14 protein-coding genes are annotated in these 15,045 nt (G+C 61.3%); 4 read left to right on the forward strand and 10 right to left on the reverse strand.

What is annotated here, in order from left to right; all coding sequences use genetic code 11:
• The first annotated feature begins 1 nt into the window (after position 1).
• The 3 genes from OIS53_RS08255 to OIS53_RS08265 all read left to right on the forward strand — a co-directional run bounded on the left by OIS53_RS08255 (position 2) and on the right by OIS53_RS08265 (position 3,324).
• Positions 2–457 (forward strand): hypothetical protein, encoded by a 456-nt coding sequence (locus tag OIS53_RS08255; protein WP_264681922.1) that lies wholly within the window; start codon positions 2–4, stop codon positions 455–457.
• Positions 458–549: 92 nt separating this feature from the next.
• A complete protein-coding gene (locus tag OIS53_RS08260) occupies positions 550–2,853 on the forward strand; it encodes a TonB-dependent receptor (RefSeq protein WP_264681923.1) in 2,304 nt (767 codons plus the stop codon).
• Positions 2,854–2,955: 102 nt separating this feature from the next.
• Positions 2,956–3,324, forward strand: a complete 369-nt coding sequence (locus tag OIS53_RS08265; protein WP_264681924.1) for a heavy-metal-associated domain-containing protein — start codon at positions 2,956–2,958, stop codon at positions 3,322–3,324.
• A gap of 234 nt (positions 3,325–3,558) precedes the next feature.
• On the opposite strand, the gene OIS53_RS08270 is transcribed toward OIS53_RS08265, so the two are convergent.
• Complete coding sequence (locus OIS53_RS08270; protein WP_264681925.1) at positions 3,559–4,143, reverse strand: hypothetical protein; 585 nt, start codon at positions 4,141–4,143, stop codon at positions 3,559–3,561.
• 266 nt (positions 4,144–4,409) lie between these two features.
• Here OIS53_RS08270 and OIS53_RS08275 point away from each other — a divergent pair, with 266 nt between their 5' ends.
• Complete coding sequence (locus OIS53_RS08275; RefSeq protein ID WP_264681926.1) at positions 4,410–5,147, forward strand: LytR/AlgR family response regulator transcription factor; 738 nt, start codon at positions 4,410–4,412, stop codon at positions 5,145–5,147.
• A 92-nt stretch (positions 5,148–5,239) separates the two neighbouring features.
• Here OIS53_RS08275 and OIS53_RS08280 read toward each other — a convergent pair whose 3' ends face one another.
• The 9 genes from OIS53_RS08280 to OIS53_RS08320 form a co-directional block, all read right to left on the reverse strand.
• Complete coding sequence (locus OIS53_RS08280; protein WP_264681927.1) at positions 5,240–7,336, reverse strand: ATP-binding protein; 2,097 nt, start codon at positions 7,334–7,336, stop codon at positions 5,240–5,242.
• Between the two features lie 157 nt (positions 7,337–7,493).
• Entirely contained in the window at positions 7,494–8,249 is a 756-nt protein-coding gene (locus OIS53_RS08285) for a fatty acid desaturase (protein WP_264681928.1), read from the reverse strand.
• Positions 8,250–8,331: 82 nt separating this feature from the next.
• Positions 8,332–9,180, reverse strand: coding sequence for a 4-hydroxy-3-methylbut-2-enyl diphosphate reductase (locus tag OIS53_RS08290; protein ID WP_264681929.1), 849 nt, complete (start codon positions 9,178–9,180; stop codon positions 8,332–8,334).
• Positions 9,181–9,359: 179 nt separating this feature from the next.
• Positions 9,360–9,833, reverse strand: a complete 474-nt coding sequence (locus OIS53_RS08295) for a hypothetical protein (protein ID WP_264681930.1) — start codon at positions 9,831–9,833, stop codon at positions 9,360–9,362.
• A 146-nt stretch (positions 9,834–9,979) separates the two neighbouring features.
• Positions 9,980–10,822 carry a phytoene/squalene synthase family protein gene (locus tag OIS53_RS08300; protein ID WP_264681931.1) on the reverse strand — a complete coding sequence of 281 codons (843 nt, stop codon included), beginning with the start codon at positions 10,820–10,822 and terminating at the stop codon, positions 9,980–9,982.
• Positions 10,823–10,930: 108 nt separating this feature from the next.
• Entirely contained in the window at positions 10,931–12,400 is a 1,470-nt protein-coding gene (locus OIS53_RS08305; RefSeq protein WP_264681932.1) for a phytoene desaturase family protein, read from the reverse strand.
• A gap of 389 nt (positions 12,401–12,789) precedes the next feature.
• Positions 12,790–13,305, reverse strand: coding sequence for a sigma-70 family RNA polymerase sigma factor (locus tag OIS53_RS08310; protein ID WP_264681933.1), 516 nt, complete (start codon positions 13,303–13,305; stop codon positions 12,790–12,792).
• Between the two features lie 275 nt (positions 13,306–13,580).
• Positions 13,581–14,495 carry a MerR family transcriptional regulator gene (locus tag OIS53_RS08315; RefSeq protein ID WP_264681934.1) on the reverse strand — a complete coding sequence of 305 codons (915 nt, stop codon included), beginning with the start codon at positions 14,493–14,495 and terminating at the stop codon, positions 13,581–13,583.
• Between the two features lie 24 nt (positions 14,496–14,519).
• Positions 14,520–15,023 (reverse strand): sterol desaturase family protein, encoded by a 504-nt coding sequence (locus tag OIS53_RS08320; RefSeq protein ID WP_264681935.1) that lies wholly within the window; start codon positions 15,021–15,023, stop codon positions 14,520–14,522.
• Positions 15,024–15,045: the final 22 nt, after the last annotated feature.

Consider the following 15,045-nt stretch of genomic DNA (forward strand, 5'->3'; position numbering starts at 1 on the left):
AATGAAACGCCCCTTGCTTCATCGGCTCTTTAGCGCTTGGCTGGCGCTGCTCGTCCTCACCGCCTCGGTGGGCCTGACGGTGCAGCAGCATACCTGCAGGGTAAGCGGGCGGCACACGGCGTCCATCGTGTTTGCGCCGCACGAGCACGGCTGCCCGCCGGCCCAGGCCGCTGCGTCGCACGCCACTGCGGCCGCTGGCAAAACCCAGGTAGCGGGGGCCTGCTGCGAGTTTGGGGCGCACTTCCATAAGCTGGACGCCCCCTCGGCGGAGTTGCACTGGGTGAAAGCGCCGGTACCGGTGCTGGCGCCGGTCTGGCTCGACCACACTGCCTGGCCCCAGGCTCCGGAGCCGCTGCGGCTCCTCAGCGGGGCGGCCCGCTGGCACGCCGCCGATTCCTCCCCACCGCCGCGGGCGGGCCGGGCCTTGCTCACGTTCGTGGGCGTACTCATCGTCTAGGCGGGTTCTTGTTTTCGGGCGGTTTTTCTGACCGCCGCAGGGCAGTTTGTGCTCTGCTTTCTCCCGACAAGAACCCGTAACTTTCTGACGATATGAACCTTGTATCCGGGCCCGTGCAGTGGCTGACGGCTGCCAGCCTGGTGCTGGCCAGTGCCGGCGCCGCTACGGCCCAAACCATTGACCCCTCGGTGGCGCCCGTGCGCGGGCAAGTGCTCGATGCCGCTACCAACGCGCCCGTGCCCGGCGCCGTAGTGCGCTGGCTGGGCGCCACTACTGAGGCCGTAACCACCGACAAGCAAGGCGCCTTTTCCCTGGTGCGCCCGGCAGGCACCGACCAGCGCCTCGTTGTCAACTTTCTCGGCTACCGCCCCGACACCGTGCAGGCCGCCGGCGCGGGCTACTTGCGCATCGGCCTGCAACGCTCGGCTGAGCTGAACGAGGTGAAAGTGGAGGGCCGGGCTCCCTCCTACTCCGGCCTCACGCCCACCAACACCCAGGTCATTACCAGCCGCGACCTGACCAAATCGGCCTGCTGCAACCTGGCCGAGAGCTTCGAGACCAATGCCTCGGTGGAAGTATCCACCACCGACGCCGTGTCGGGGGCCAAGCAGATTCAGCTGCTGGGCCTTGATGGGGCGTATTCTCTGCTAACCGTGGACAACCTGCCGGCTCTGCGCGGGTTGGCCACACCCTACCGCCTGGGCTACCTGGCCGGGCCCTGGATTGAGAGCATCGACATCATCAAGGGCATGGGCTCGGTGGTGAATGGCTACGAAAGCATTTCGGGCCAGGTGAACGTGCGCCTCAAGGAGCCCGACAAGGCCGACCGGCTGCTGTTCAACGCCTACGCCAACGACCTGGGCAAGTTCGACCTCAACCTGAACCTGGCTTCGCCCCTGAGCAAGAAGCTAAGCACGGCCCTGCTCCTGCACACCGACCACCTCGGCCAGCGCGTCGACCGAAACAAGGACGGCTTCCTGGACCTGCCCCTGGCCACCCAGTACAACGTGTTCAATAAGTGGAAATACGTGTCGGGCAAGAGCTTGGTGATGGAAGCCGGCCTGGGCGCCCTGCGCGAAACGCGCCAGGGCGGGCAGATGTACTACCGGGAAGGCCAGCCCCAACCGGGCCCATTCTACGGCACCACCCAGGAAACGGACCGCTACACCGGCTACGCCAAAACCTCCTACACCTGGCCCGGCCGGCCCTACCAGAGCCTGGGTTTGCTGCTCTCGGGCACCAGCCACGACTTCACTTCCCGCTACGGCCAGCGCACCTACGACGGCACCCAGCGCACGGGCCTGACTACGCTGCTGTTTCAGAGCATTCTGGGCACTACGGCCCACACCTACCGCGCCGGCCTGAGCTACCTGCACGACGACTACCGGGAGGTGTACCGCTCGGGCTTCGCGCCCGTGAACGAGACGCCGGAGCAGCGCCGGGCCCGCGAAAACCGCACCCGCCTGGAGCGCGTGCCAGGCGCCTTCGCTGAGTACACTTACCAGAACGCCCGCAACCTGACCGTGGTGGGCGGCCTGCGCCTCGACCGGCATAACCTGTACGGCTGGTTTCTGACTCCGCGCCTCAACGTGAAGTACGACCCGGCCAAGAACACCGTGCTGCGCCTGGCGGCCGGCCGCGGATTCCGCACGGCCAACCCCATTGCCGAAAACTCCGGTATGCTGGTTAGCTCCCGGCAGTTCGTCATCAGCCCCAACCTGCGGCCCGAAACGGCCTGGAACGTGGGCGGCTCGTTTACGCAGTACTTCACGGTGCTGGGCCGCCCGGCCACGTTCGTAACCGACTACTACCACACCGAGTTTCAGAACCAGGTGGTAGCCGACCCCTATTCCGAGGCCTCAGAGCTGCTGATTGACAACCTGGAGCCAGGAGGACGGTCGTTTTCGCGCAGCTTCCAGGCCGAGGTGCAGGCCGAGCCGCTGAAGGGCCTGCAAGCCAAGGCGGCCTACAAGTACCTGGACGTGCGCACCAGCTACGGCGGCGACCTGCTGCCCCGCCCGCTTACGCCCCGCCACCGCCTGTTCCTGAACCTGGCCTACGCCTCGGCCTTCGACAAGTGGCGGGCCGACCTTACGGTGCAGGGCTTCGGCGAGCGGCTTCTGGCACCCATGCCGGGCAGTAGTGGGCACCAGCACGGCACCGGCGAAAGCACCTTGCCCACGGCCCCGCGCTACGCTTTGCTCAATGCCCAGCTTACCCGCGCCTTCAAGCGGCTGGAGCTGTACGCCGGGGTCGAAAACCTGCTCAACTACCGCCAGCCTAACCCCATCATGGGCGCTTCCGACGCGTTTGGCCCCCACTTCGACGCCGCCATGGTGTGGGGCCCCACCTACGGCCGCCTCACCTACGCCGGCCTGCGCCTCACACTGCAATAAGCCGCCTGACGCTGTTGGCCCTTTAGAAACGGCACAATTCTTTCAGGCAGGCTGTTTTCGGCTTCTCTCCCTTTTCAAGTTTCCTCTTTCCTTTTTTGATTTATGAAAACCCTGTTGTCATTCCTAGCCGCGCTCTGCTTACTGCTGCCTGCTTCCGGCGCCTTTGCGCAAGGCACGCCCGCCAAAACGGGCAAGGGCACGGCGCAAGTGCAGGTGAAGACCTCGGCCGTGTGCGACATGTGCAAGGCCCGCCTCGAAAAAAGCCTGGCTTATGAAAAAGGCGTGCAGGCCGCCGTGCTCGACGTTCCCAGCCAGATGCTGACCGTCACTTTCCGCCCCGACAAAACCACGCCCGAAGCCCTGCGTACCGCCGTGCAGCGCACCGGCTACGACGCCGACACCCAGCCCGCCGACGCCCGCGCCTACGACCGGCTGCCCGAGTGCTGCAAAAAGACCAACGCCGTGCACTAAGCCTTGCCGCGCCTCGAAGCGCAGTTGGCGTTTCAGCGCCGTATACTCAGAAAGCCCGCCTCCCGGTACCAGGAGGCGGGCTTTTGAATGTCTGGCCGTTTCATGTTCAGAGTCGCACCTCCACCCCGGTTTCTTGTTACCGAAACTGCTGCAAGAAACTCCGTGAGCAGGCAGGCGCACCCGCGCAAGCCTTACGACGAGCCCTAGCTTCCGCCTATCAGCCCCTTTTCACCTCTACTCCTGAGCTGCCACTTGGCGGCCGTCCTGAGTCTGGATGGCGAATTCCAGGCTGGCGCGGAAGGTCAGGGGGCGCGACAAGCGCCGCCGGTTGGTGCCCGAAATTTCCAGCGTAAACCACTCGGCCCGCAGAAACTCCAGCAAGTTGGTGCTGCCCTGTATCTGCATAGGCACCTGAGCAGGCTGCACCTGCCGGGGTCCGAACGATGCCACGTGAATCTTGCGGCTGTTGGCTGTCAGAAAGCAGTTACCGCTTTCCAGGGCTCCTAGCGTGGGAGTGCCGCGCCCAACGCTGCGCCCTGGCTCGGGTAGCCATTCCAGTTGGGCCGAGCGGAGCAGTACGGCCGCTACATCGGGGGCGGTAAGTGCCGCCAGGCAGGGCAGCGTGCCCGGCAGCGTGGCTTCGCACAAAAAAATCAGGTCCATGCCAGGGTCGATGCGCAAATTGATGGCGCGCGTGCTTACCCCAAACGCAGTTTGTGCTGCACGGCCCAGTCCCTCGTGCTGGCTAATCGTAAGCGCCACCCCCAGTACCACCGGGGGCCGCGCTACGCTTGCCGAAGCTACGACTGGACGTTTCATGACAACCACGACAACTAAGTGAGCGAGCAGCGAAGCGCATAAGCCAGTAGAAAGTAACGGCAGCAAGGACAATACGAAGCGCTAACCCCTAGTTACAGAAGATACTTCGGGTTAAATTATCCTGTTATTAAAGTAGAGCAACCAGGGGAAAAAGTAGACCATTGGGGGCTGTAGGCTGCCGAGCATTGATTTCTTCTTATAAATAATAGCACAAATCAATTTCATCCCCTTATATTCACGCCGGCCACCTGGAACTTGTCCCCCGCATGAAGATTACGTGTCTGCTTCTCGATGACGATCCGCTAGTGCTAGACCTGCTACAGGCGTACGTAGCCATGACGGATATTTTGGACGTGAAAGCTGCTTTCACCGACCCGCTGGATGCGCATAAGTACCTGCTGGAAAACCGCGTTCAGGTGCTTTTCTCGGACGTTACCATGCCCCATCTCAGTGGCATCGACCTGGTACGCTCCCTGCAACACCCGCCGCTGGTGGTGCTGATGACGTCCTTCCCGCAGTACGCCATGGAAGGCTTCAACCTCGACGTCATCGACTTCCTGCTCAAGCCGATTTCCCTCGACCGTTTCCTGAAAGCCGTCAACAAGGTGGCGGGCATTCTGCGCACCAGCACCACCGAGCCCGACGCCCAAGCCGACGCTCTAACCGGCCGCGGCTCCTTTTTTATCCGCACCGACGCGCAGTTTGTGCGCCTGCACTACCGCGAAGTGCTCTACATTGAGGCACTGAAGGACTTCACCAAAATCAACACCGCCGACGGCCGGACTCACCTTACGCTGGTGAACCTCAAAAACCTGGAGGAGCAGTTGCCGCCGGGCCTGTTTGTGCGCACCCACCGTTCCTACCTCGTCAATGCCGCCCGCATCGAATCGGTGAGCAACTTGGAAGTGAAAGTGGGTGGGCACGCCCTGCCACTGGGCCAGACCTACCGTGAGCGGGTTACGGAGCGCATCGTCAACCGCTCCCTCATTCGGCGCCAGCACTAGCCAGCAGCCCGCGTCATCGTGAGCCTGGCTGCTGATAATGGACCGCCCTGCTGAGCTGCTATAGCCGTGGCAAGTGGTTGTTGCACATAGGCTTAGGCTCGCAGCTGCACCGGCACAGCAGCTGCCGCAGGCTCGGCAGCGGTACTGGCTGGATGTACGGCAGTTTCGGGGGCAGCCATAGGGAGGGTGAAGTGAAACGTGGTGCCTCGGCCCAGCTCACTTTCAAACCAAAGCTGCCCGCCGTTGCGGTCCACAAAGTCGCGGCAGAGGCGCAGCCCCAGGCCCGTTCCTTTTTCGCTGGCCGTGCCCAGGGTGGTATGGGGACCGGTTAGGCCCGATATGTTATCGTAGTAGGCGGGGTCAATGCCCACGCCCGTGTCGCGCACGGTTACTTGCCAGCTGCTTCCCTGCGGGGCAGCGGTTACGGTAACGGTGCCGCCGGGCGGCGTAAACTTGAGGGCATTGCTGAGCAGATTGCGCAGCACCAGGCGGGCCATGTTCACGTCGGCGCGGGCCAGCAGCGGCGTCTGCACCTGGTTGATGAGCTGAATTTCCTTGCGCTCGGCGTCGCCCAGCAGTAGCAGCAGCGTCTCTTCAATAAGCGAGTCCAGACGCACGCGCTCGGGGCGGGCCGCTCCCTCGCCCTGCATCTGCGCCGCCGACCAGTTCAGCAGGTTATCCAGCAGGTGCAGCGTGCCGTCGAGCATGCGCGTCAGCCGGGCCGAGTGCACCGCCAGTTTCTCGGGCGGCAGCGTGCCCAGGTTGAGCAAAGACAGCAGCGAGTACAGGGAGCTAAGCGGACTGCGCAAATCGTGGGAAATAATCGAAAACAGCGTGTTTTTGGTCTGATTAAGCCGGTCCAGCTCTTCCTTCTGGCGGCTGATGGCCGTGTTCTTGTGCTGGAGCAGGCGGTTGGCTCGCTGCTGCTGCTGCCGACCTCGGTACAACGCCGCCACTGCCGCCAGCAGCAGCAATGAGCCCACAGCCAGCAGATTACGCAGCTGCTTCTGCCGGTGCAAAGTGGCTTCTTGTAGCTGCCGGTCTTTCGTCAGCAGTTGTATTTCACGCTCTTTTTTCTCGGTTTCGTAGCGCGTGCGCAAATCGGCAATCTGCACGGCCCGTTGCTCGGCAAAGGCACTGTCTTGCAGGGCCGCGTGGTACGAGAGGGCCGCCAGCGCCTCATCGGGGCGGCCCTGGCGGCGGTACACGCTGGCCAGCGAGTAGTACAGGGTACTGCGCTGGGTAGGCGAAGCCGGCCGGACTTCCTCCGTAGCCTGGCGCAAATACCGCTCGGCCAACTCCGGCTGCTGCAGCGAGTCGTGCATGGCAGCTACCACGCCCAAGGTGGCGGCCCGCACCGAGGCTGGAGCAGTGTCTGGCAGCCGGCGCAACGCCCTGGTGAAGTAGCTCAGGGCGACTTCGTGGTTGCCCAGCTCCTGATACAGCTCACCAATACCGTGCAGCAGCTGGCTGGTTTGGGCATCGTCGTGCAGCTCTTCGGCTTTGGCCAGGCCCAGCTGCCGGTAGTACAGGGCCCGGCTGTGGTGGCGCTGGCGCTGGTGCGCCCGCCCAATGTAGTTGAGGGAGCCAATGGCGTTGCGCTGGTCGCCGGCAGCCTGCCACAGGGCCAAGGCCTGCTCGTGGCTGGTCTGGGCCCGCCGCCACCGATCCTGGCCGCCGTACAGCAGCCCTAGCTGCTCGTGCAGGCGCGCCTGCCCGCCGCGGTTTTGCTGAAGCCGGTACAGCTGCAAAGCCTGCTGGTATTTGCTGCGCGCCTGGCCCGTGTCGCCCTGCTGCTGCAGGGTGTGCCCAAGCCGGGCCAGCACGCCCGCCGCCGCTGCCGACGAGGGCCTGGTGAGCAACAGGGCCTGGCGGTAGTGCTTCAGGGCGGCGTGGTAGCGGCGCAAAGCCTGAGCGGCCTGCCCGGCGGCCACGTGGACCTGGTAGCGGCCGGTTGTGTCGGCAAGCGGCAGCAGGCTCAGTTGCTGCTCGGCCTGCTGCAACGCTGCCGCCGCTTGCCGGGGCGGCAACTCGGCGGGCCGTAGCATCTCGCCGAGGTAAACTGCCGGCGAGGTGCTTTTTTCCTGAGCCAGTAAAATGTTCTCCGAGCTAACTGCCCACAGCAAAGCCACCCAGAACCAACCGGGAAGCTGCCGATAAAGCCCAATTCGCAGGGGTTTTTGCCTCATTTCCAGTACAAGTATAACTTGGCTAAGTTGCCTGCATTTTTGCACTGCACATTCGTACCAATATACAAAGGTATGGATAGTCGTAAGCTAATCAGCCTCTTATACTTTATAGATTTTGGCACTGCCCCCAGAGCCGCAGCCACTTATCCGGCTATACCTAGCGGGCGGCTTGCTCGGCCAACTCCTTGGCCCGCCACAAGCGCCACCACGGCACGTAGGGCTGGTCATGGTGCTCATAGTGGTAGCCGAAAAAGTAGCAGCTACAGAATGCCCACAGATGATGCCGCAGCTGACTGCGCGACTTATACGGGTTGTGCGCCTCATGCTCGCCGCGGTGGGGCAGGTAGGTACCAAAGTAGAACAGCTGCAGGGTAGCCAGCACGGCTGGCACCATCCAGAAAGCAATGACATTGGCCTGCGGAAACCAGAGCTTCAGCAAGTTATACGTCAGGGCCATGAGCAGCACCTGGCTCACGGTCACGTAGTTCCAGGCGAAGCGCAGAAACCAGCGCAGAAAGCCAGGGTGGCGGCCGTCGTGGAAGTCGGGGTCGTCCTCGGTGCCTACGTGGCGGTGGTGGGCGTGGTGCTTGGGCAGCATCCGCGGAAACCAGTTGAAGGCAAACAGCCCGGCCGTCAGGGTGCCGATGGCGTTGTTGAGGCGCTTGTTGGCGCTGACCACGCCGTGCATGGCGTCGTGGGCCGTGATGAACAGGCCAGTGTAGAGGTGGGTTTGCAGCAGCACCAGCAAGTAGGGCCCCGGCGTGCGCCAGTCGGGCTGGTACTCAGCCAGTAAAAAGCCCAACAGTCCCGCCCAAGCCGTCAAGATAATCAGCGCCATGGCTACGCCTCTGTAGCCCAGCGGCGCGGGCTTCAGGCGTACAGAATCAGGAGCAGGCTGGGCGACTGGCCTCATGTTGTCGAATAGTCTACGAAAGGTCTGGTCGGAAGGTGGGACTGGGCGGCTGGCCTCAGCTCATCAGCTCATCAGCTCTTGGCTACAGCATCAGCAGTGCATCGCGCACCTGCTCCATCAGCCACATTGGGGTGCTGGTGGCCCCGCAGATGCCCACCGTCTGCCCCGGCTGAAACCACTCGGGCCGTAGCTCTTCTACCTTGGAAATAAAATGAGTGGCGGGGTTGGTTTCCTTGCACACCTGGTAAAGCACCTTGCCGTTGGAGCTTTTCGTGCCCGATACAAATACAATCTGGTCGAACTGGGCGGCAAACTTGCGTAGGTCTTTGTCCCGGTTGCTTACCTGGCGGCAGATGGTGTCGTTGGCATTCACCTGAAAGCCGCGCTGCTCCAGCTCGTCCTTGATGCGGTAAAACGAATCGGTGCTCTTGGTGGTCTGGCTGTAGAGGGTGATGTTGGCGGGCAGCTCGTGGCGCAGCAACTCGTCCAGGTTTTCAAACACCACGGCCTGCCCGCTGGTCTGGCCCAGCAGGCCGCGCACCTCGGCGTGCCCGTGCTTGCCGTAGATAAAAATCTGCTCCTGCTTGTCGTAGGAGGTTTTAATGCGGTTCTGGAGCTTTAGCACCACCGGGCACGAGGCGTCCACCAGCGTGAGGTTGTTTTCCAGGGCGGTTTGGTAGGTGCTGGGCGGCTCGCCGTGGGCCCGGATGAGCACGGCCTCGTTGCGCAGGCTGGCAAACTGCTCGTAGCCGATGATGCGCAGCCCCCGCTGCTCCAGGCGCTCTACCTCCTCGTCGTTGTGCACTATGTCGCCGAGGCAATACAGGTACCCCTGCTCATCGAGCAGATCCTCAGCCATTTGGATGGCATAGATAACGCCAAAGCAAAAGCCGGAATTGGGGTCGATACGGACGCTCAGGTGGTGCGGCATAACTAAGGATAAAACCGCAAACGCGGGCAGAAGGTTGTCTTCTTGACCGTCTGGCTTCAGCAAAAAGTACAGGATTTTGCGCAAACTGCCCGAACTACTGAGCTAGCCGCCGTCACAAAAAAGGCGCCTTCGTGGTCAGAAGCCGCCTCTTCAGATCAACAGAACCGCTGCGCAGTGGCCTACAGCTGCATCAGGCGCTGAGCATCGGCCTCCGACACGTGGCCGTGGTCAATCATAAACCTGCGCACCAACTGAAACGCCTCCATATCCAGGCCCGACTTAGGGTGCTTCAGTAGCGAGTTCACCAGAAACTCCCGGTCCTCCTCCACGTGCTGGCTCAGGCCCAGAAAGCTGGGAATATTGCTTTCCACGCTCAGACGCAAAAACCGGATTTCCGGGTTGTCGGCGTCCAGCTGCCCGGCTTGGTCGAACTGCTTACCGGCGTTCTGAATGTAGGCGAGCTTGTTGAACATGGAAGCGTCGCGGGCCCGGATGGCTTCGGCGGCGGCTTTGTAGGCCAGCACCACGGCATCCTGCTGCTGGTAGGCCGCCATGAGCTGGTAAAACTTTTCGCCGGCTTCTTTGCTGGCCGCCGCTTCCTGGTAGGAACGGCGCAGGTTGGCTAAGGTGTAGGGGCTAGCTTCGGCGGACACGGCAGCGAAAAAAAGGAGGTAGAAGAAAGGAGCTTCAGGCGGCGCAAGATTCGTGGACGGATACCCCCAGCCTTAAGGGGCGAGGCTGACTGGAAGAAGGTTGTTGTCCAACAGCCAGTTAGCAGGCTCCATTCCGGCCCGCCGCGTCAAATAGCCCGCAGGCGGTAGCGAAAGTACGAACCCATCAGCAAAAGCAGCTTGGTGTTATCGGGTACGCGCACCCGCTCGCCCAGGATGCGGCTGGCCGGCAGCTGCCGGATTTTGTGGAAGAGCTTAAGGTAGTACACGTAGGCCAGGTACACGCCCAGCCGCGCGGCGCGGGGCAGCTGCACAATGCCGGCGTACCCGGCCTCAAAGTCGGCCCGGATGTCGGCCTCCACCTGGCGTTTCACCGCGTCGTCGAACCGCTCGTACTGCACGCCGGGGAAGTACACGCGGCCCCGGTCTTCGTAGTCGGAGCGGATGTCGCGCAGGAAGTTGACTTTCTGGAACGCGGCCCCCAGGCGCCGGGCCGGCTCCCGCAGGCGCTGAAACAAGGCTTCGTCGCCCTCGCAAAACACGCGCAGGCACATCAGCCCCACCACTTCGGCCGAGCCGTAGATGTACTTTTCGTACAGACTCTGGTTGTAGCTCCGGTCGTCGAGGTCCATTTCCATGCTGTACAAAAAGGCGTCGATAAACTCCCGGTCGATGCGGTACAGGCGCACCACGTGCTGAAACGCGTGCAGCACGGGGTTCAGGCTAAAGCCCGTGGCCAAGGCCTCGTCGGTCTGGCGGCGGAAGTCCCGGAACAGAGCGGCCTTGTCGAGGTCGTGAAACGTGTCCACAATCTCATCGGCCCAGCGCACCCAGCCATACACGGCGTACACGGGCAGGTGAAACCGCCGGTCGAGCGTGCGGATGCCCAGCGTAAACGACGTGCTGTACCGCTTGGTAATCAGCTTGCTGCACGCCAGGCTGGTATCAGTAAAAAGGGCAACGTGGTCCATTTTTTTGAATTACTAATTAGGAATTAGTAATTAAGAATTACGTCATGCTCACGTTACAGAACAATTGACCTACTCTCTTACCAACTCTTAATTCTTAATTACTAATTATTAATTCTCCTTTTCAACCTCACTCGCTACTACCTGGCCCGAAATTAGGGAGGGCGGTACGCCGGGGCCGGGTACGGTGAGTTGGCCCGTAAAGTACAGATTTGCTACTTTCTTACTCTTCAGGGAAGGTTTCAGAATGGCAGTTTGGCGCAGGGTGTTGGCCAGGCCGTAGGCGTTGCCCTTGTAGCTGTTGTAATCCTGCACGAAGTCGTGGTGGGCGTAGCTGCGCCGGTACACCACCGCGTCGCGGATGCTGGTGCCGCAGTGCCGCTCCAGCCGGTCCATGAGCAGGTGGTAGTACCGCTCCCGCGTTTCCTCCGTATCGGGCAGGTCGGGGGCCACCGGAATCAGCAGAAACAGGTTTTCGCAGCCTTCGGGCGCCACCGAAGGATCGGTTTGGCTGGGGGCCGAGGCGTAGAACAGCGGGCGACTGGGCCACTGGGGCTGCTCATAAATCTCCTGGGCGTGCCGGGCAAAGTCCTCGTCGAAGAACAGGTTGTGGTGGCGCAGCTTGGGCAGGCGCTTGCTGATGCCCAGGTAAAACAGCAGGGACGAGGGAGCCATCGTGCGCTTGTCCCAGTAAGCTTCGTTGTAGTGGCGCCACTCGGGGGCTAGCAGGTGCTGCTCGGCGTGGTGGTAGTCGGCGCCGGCCACCACGATGTCGACGGCCCGGAAGCCCTCGGCGGTTTGCACACCGGTGGCCCGGCCGTTTTCGACCACAATCTGCTGCACGGGCACGTTGTACTCCAGCGTCACGCCTTGCTCCTGGGCCAGTGCCACCATGCCCTGCACAATGCGGTGCATGCCGCCCATAGGGTACCAGGTGCCCAGGGCCAGGTCGGCGTAGGTCATCAGGGAATACAAGGCCGGCGTGTTCTGTGGAATGGCTCCCAGAAACAAAGTCGGAAATTCGACCAGCTCCAGCAGGCGCGGGTCCTGGAAGTAGCGGCGTACGTGGGTGTGCATGCTTTGCAACACGTCGAGGCGCAGGGCATCGAGGGCCAAGCGCGGGTCGGCAAACTCCAGCAGGGAGCGGCCGGGCATGTACACGAATTTGTTGATGCCGACCTCGTACTTATAAGCCGCCTGCCGCAGAAACGCGTCGAGGCGGGCGGCGCTGCCGGGCTCGTATCGTTCAAACAGGCCGCGCAGCTCCTCCATCCGGGCCGGAATGTCCACGGCTTCGGGCCCGCGGAAAATTACCTGGTACGAGGGGTCGAGGCGCACCAGGTCGTAGTAATCGGCGACGCGCTTGCCGAAGCGGGCGAAGTACTTCTCAAACACGTCGGGCATCCAGTACCAGCTCGGGCCCATGTCGAAGGTGAAGCCCTCGGCCCGAAACACCCGCGCCCGGCCACCGGGGCCTTCATTTTTTTCCAGAATCGTGACGTGGTAGCCGCGCTGGGCCAGGCTGGTAGCCGCCGCCAGGCCGGCAAAGCCAGCCCCAATAACAAGGACGTGTTTAGGCACAGAAAAACGGTAGAAAAATGAATGTCAGCTGCTTACTCAATTTTGCTTCGGCGCCGCAGCCAGTTGCTTTACCTAGTGCAGCCCTTCCCTGCCTAGCTTTCCGAATAACATACCGTCAAACCAGCCAGAGGTTCAACAAATGAAGCGCAGATTGGGCAGATTAACTGGCTTTCACGGATGCCGACCAGTGCACGCGCGCCTCTGCTAAGGCGGTTGTAGTTGTCAGCAGTATGCACTACCCGTTTGCAACGCTAAATAATTCGTGAAATCCAGGTAATCTGCACAAGCTGTGATGAAAGACATACGGGCCGCGAACCACGCAGCCGGGTGGCTAACGTCGTCCGCGGCCCGCGATACGCCCGGGGCGGTCTGTACTCTCTCCCTATTCCCTACACGCCGGGGGCGTATGTCTGCAGCGCCTGCTTAAGCTCTTTGCGGGCGATATGAATGCGGTTTTTGACGGTGCCAATCGGAATTTGCAGCTTCTCCGCAATTTCCAGGTACTTGTAGCCGATGTAGTACATCATGAACGGTGTACGGTAGTCGGCCGACAAGCCCGCAATGGCTTCGTTGATATCGGCTACTACGAAATCCGAAGACGCTCCGTTGTGGGTAATGTAGTTTTCATCGGTATTAAAATATTGGAAATACTCAGTGCTATCAATATTACTGTTGCGCTTAGTAATCTTGTTGTAGTTGTTAATGAAGGTGTTGCGCATGATGGTGTACAACCACGCCTTCAAATTGGTGCCCGCCTTGAACTTGTCCTTGTTCAGCAGTGCCTTCAGCAAGGTTTCCTGCACCAGGTCCTTAGCATCGTCGGCGTCGCGGGTCAGGTTCATCGCCACGGGCTTCAGTGAATAGGAAATCTTTTGTACTTGGTTGGTGAATTCCAAAGAGGTCATACTGTTTAGCTTTTCGTGGCAAAAAGTTAAACAAATATACGAGGGAATCTGAAAGTCAAATAGCTGCTCACAATTTTTTTTTCAGAAAAATTTTATGGCTTCTGAACGCCCACTCGTTTATCATATAACTACTTAACCAGCAACTATTTACCAGTTGCTAGCAGGCTCATTTTAGGCTTACTTTTTGGTAGGTAGTTCACCCCGATTCAACGGCTAAGCCGGCTACCTTCCTTACGGGTGGCGGCCGGCTTAGTTAAACAAATCTGGTTACGAATTTATGAGCCGCCGGCAGTGGCCCGCGCTACAGGCCCCAGCTGGTCCAAAAGGGTCAGGAAATCAGTCATCAGCCGCATCCGCACTGCATTGGCAGGCAGCGTCAGTCCTTCCTGCTGCACCAGCGGCCCGTACAGCAGCTGCAACGGCACGGGGCAGAGCTGGTTAAGCTCAGCAATAAACTCCTGTACCCGGTCGCGCTCCGGCACGGCGGTCATCACGGTGCACAGGGCGTAGGGCTGGTAGGTTGCGCACACGCTGACCAGCTCCTGGGTAGGCAGGTTCTGGCCCAGGTACAGCACGTGGTGGCCGCGGGCGCGCAGGGCGTAGTTCATGAACAGCAAAGCCAGCTCGTGCATTTCGCCTTCGGGCAGGAACAGCACCCAGCGCCGGGCCTCCGCAGGCTGCACGGGGTCCAGGGCGTCGGTGGCGGCCAGCAGCTTCTGGCGCAGCAGGTTTGTAACCAGGTGCTCCTGAGCCGGGTTGACAGTGCCCGCCTGCCACATAATGCCGATGCGCTGTAAGAACGGGTAGGCTACGTGCAGAATGGCTGGCTCGAACCCCAGCTGCCGGATGGCCCGGCTGAGCAAGGCGCTGAGTTGCAGCTCGTTCATTTCGAGCATGGCGGCCAGCAGGCCGTTTACCTGCTGGCTGTAGTCGTGGGCATCGTCGCAGCAGGAAATAACGGCCTTCGACAGCTCCTGCTCGGTGAGGCGGGCCACCTGCGAAATCCGGTAGCCGCGGCCGCAGAGCGTAGCCACGTTGAGCAGGCGGCGCAGGTCGTCGTCGCAGTAGGTGCGGATGTTGGTGGCAGTGCGCACGGGCCGCAAGATGCCGTACCGCTGCTCCCAAATGCGAATGGTGTGTGCCTTAATCCCGGACAGCTGCTCCAGGTCGCTTATAGAAAAATTTCCCACGATAGTGCCCTTTCTCTGCTATAGTTATGGGTTGGAAGCGGTGCGGCGGGTGGGCAGCACGCGCGTGGGAGCGGGTTTACGCAGAGCCAGCGTAAAATATTTGGGCGACACCCACAGCAGCCCAAACTCCTCGGAGCCGTCGCGGCCGGTGGTGCGGTGGTGAATTTTGTGGGCCATGTTTAACGCCCGCAGGTAGGTGTTGCGCGACTTGCGCCAGAAGCGCAGCCGGCCGTGGATGAGCACGTCGTGCACAAAAAAATACACCGTACCGTAAGCAGCAATGCCGATGCCTATCCAGAAGCGGTAGTCTTTGGCGTCGGAGCCGAAGTGGATGAGCAGCATGGACAACGAGCCGTAAAACAGGAAGAAGAAGTCGTTGCGCTCGAAGTGGTGCGGGTGCCGCACGTGGTGGGAGCGGTGCAGAAACCACAGTGGCCCGTGCAGCACAAACCGGTGCATAAACCAGGCTACAAACTCCATTCCCAGAAAAGTGGCCGTCGTTACGGCTACGGCTGCCAGCGTTGTCATAGGGCTCAAACCAGCGGAGAGT

The organism is Hymenobacter sp. YIM 151500-1 (assembly GCF_025979885.1).
Lineage (GTDB): Bacteria > Bacteroidota > Bacteroidia > Cytophagales > Hymenobacteraceae > Hymenobacter.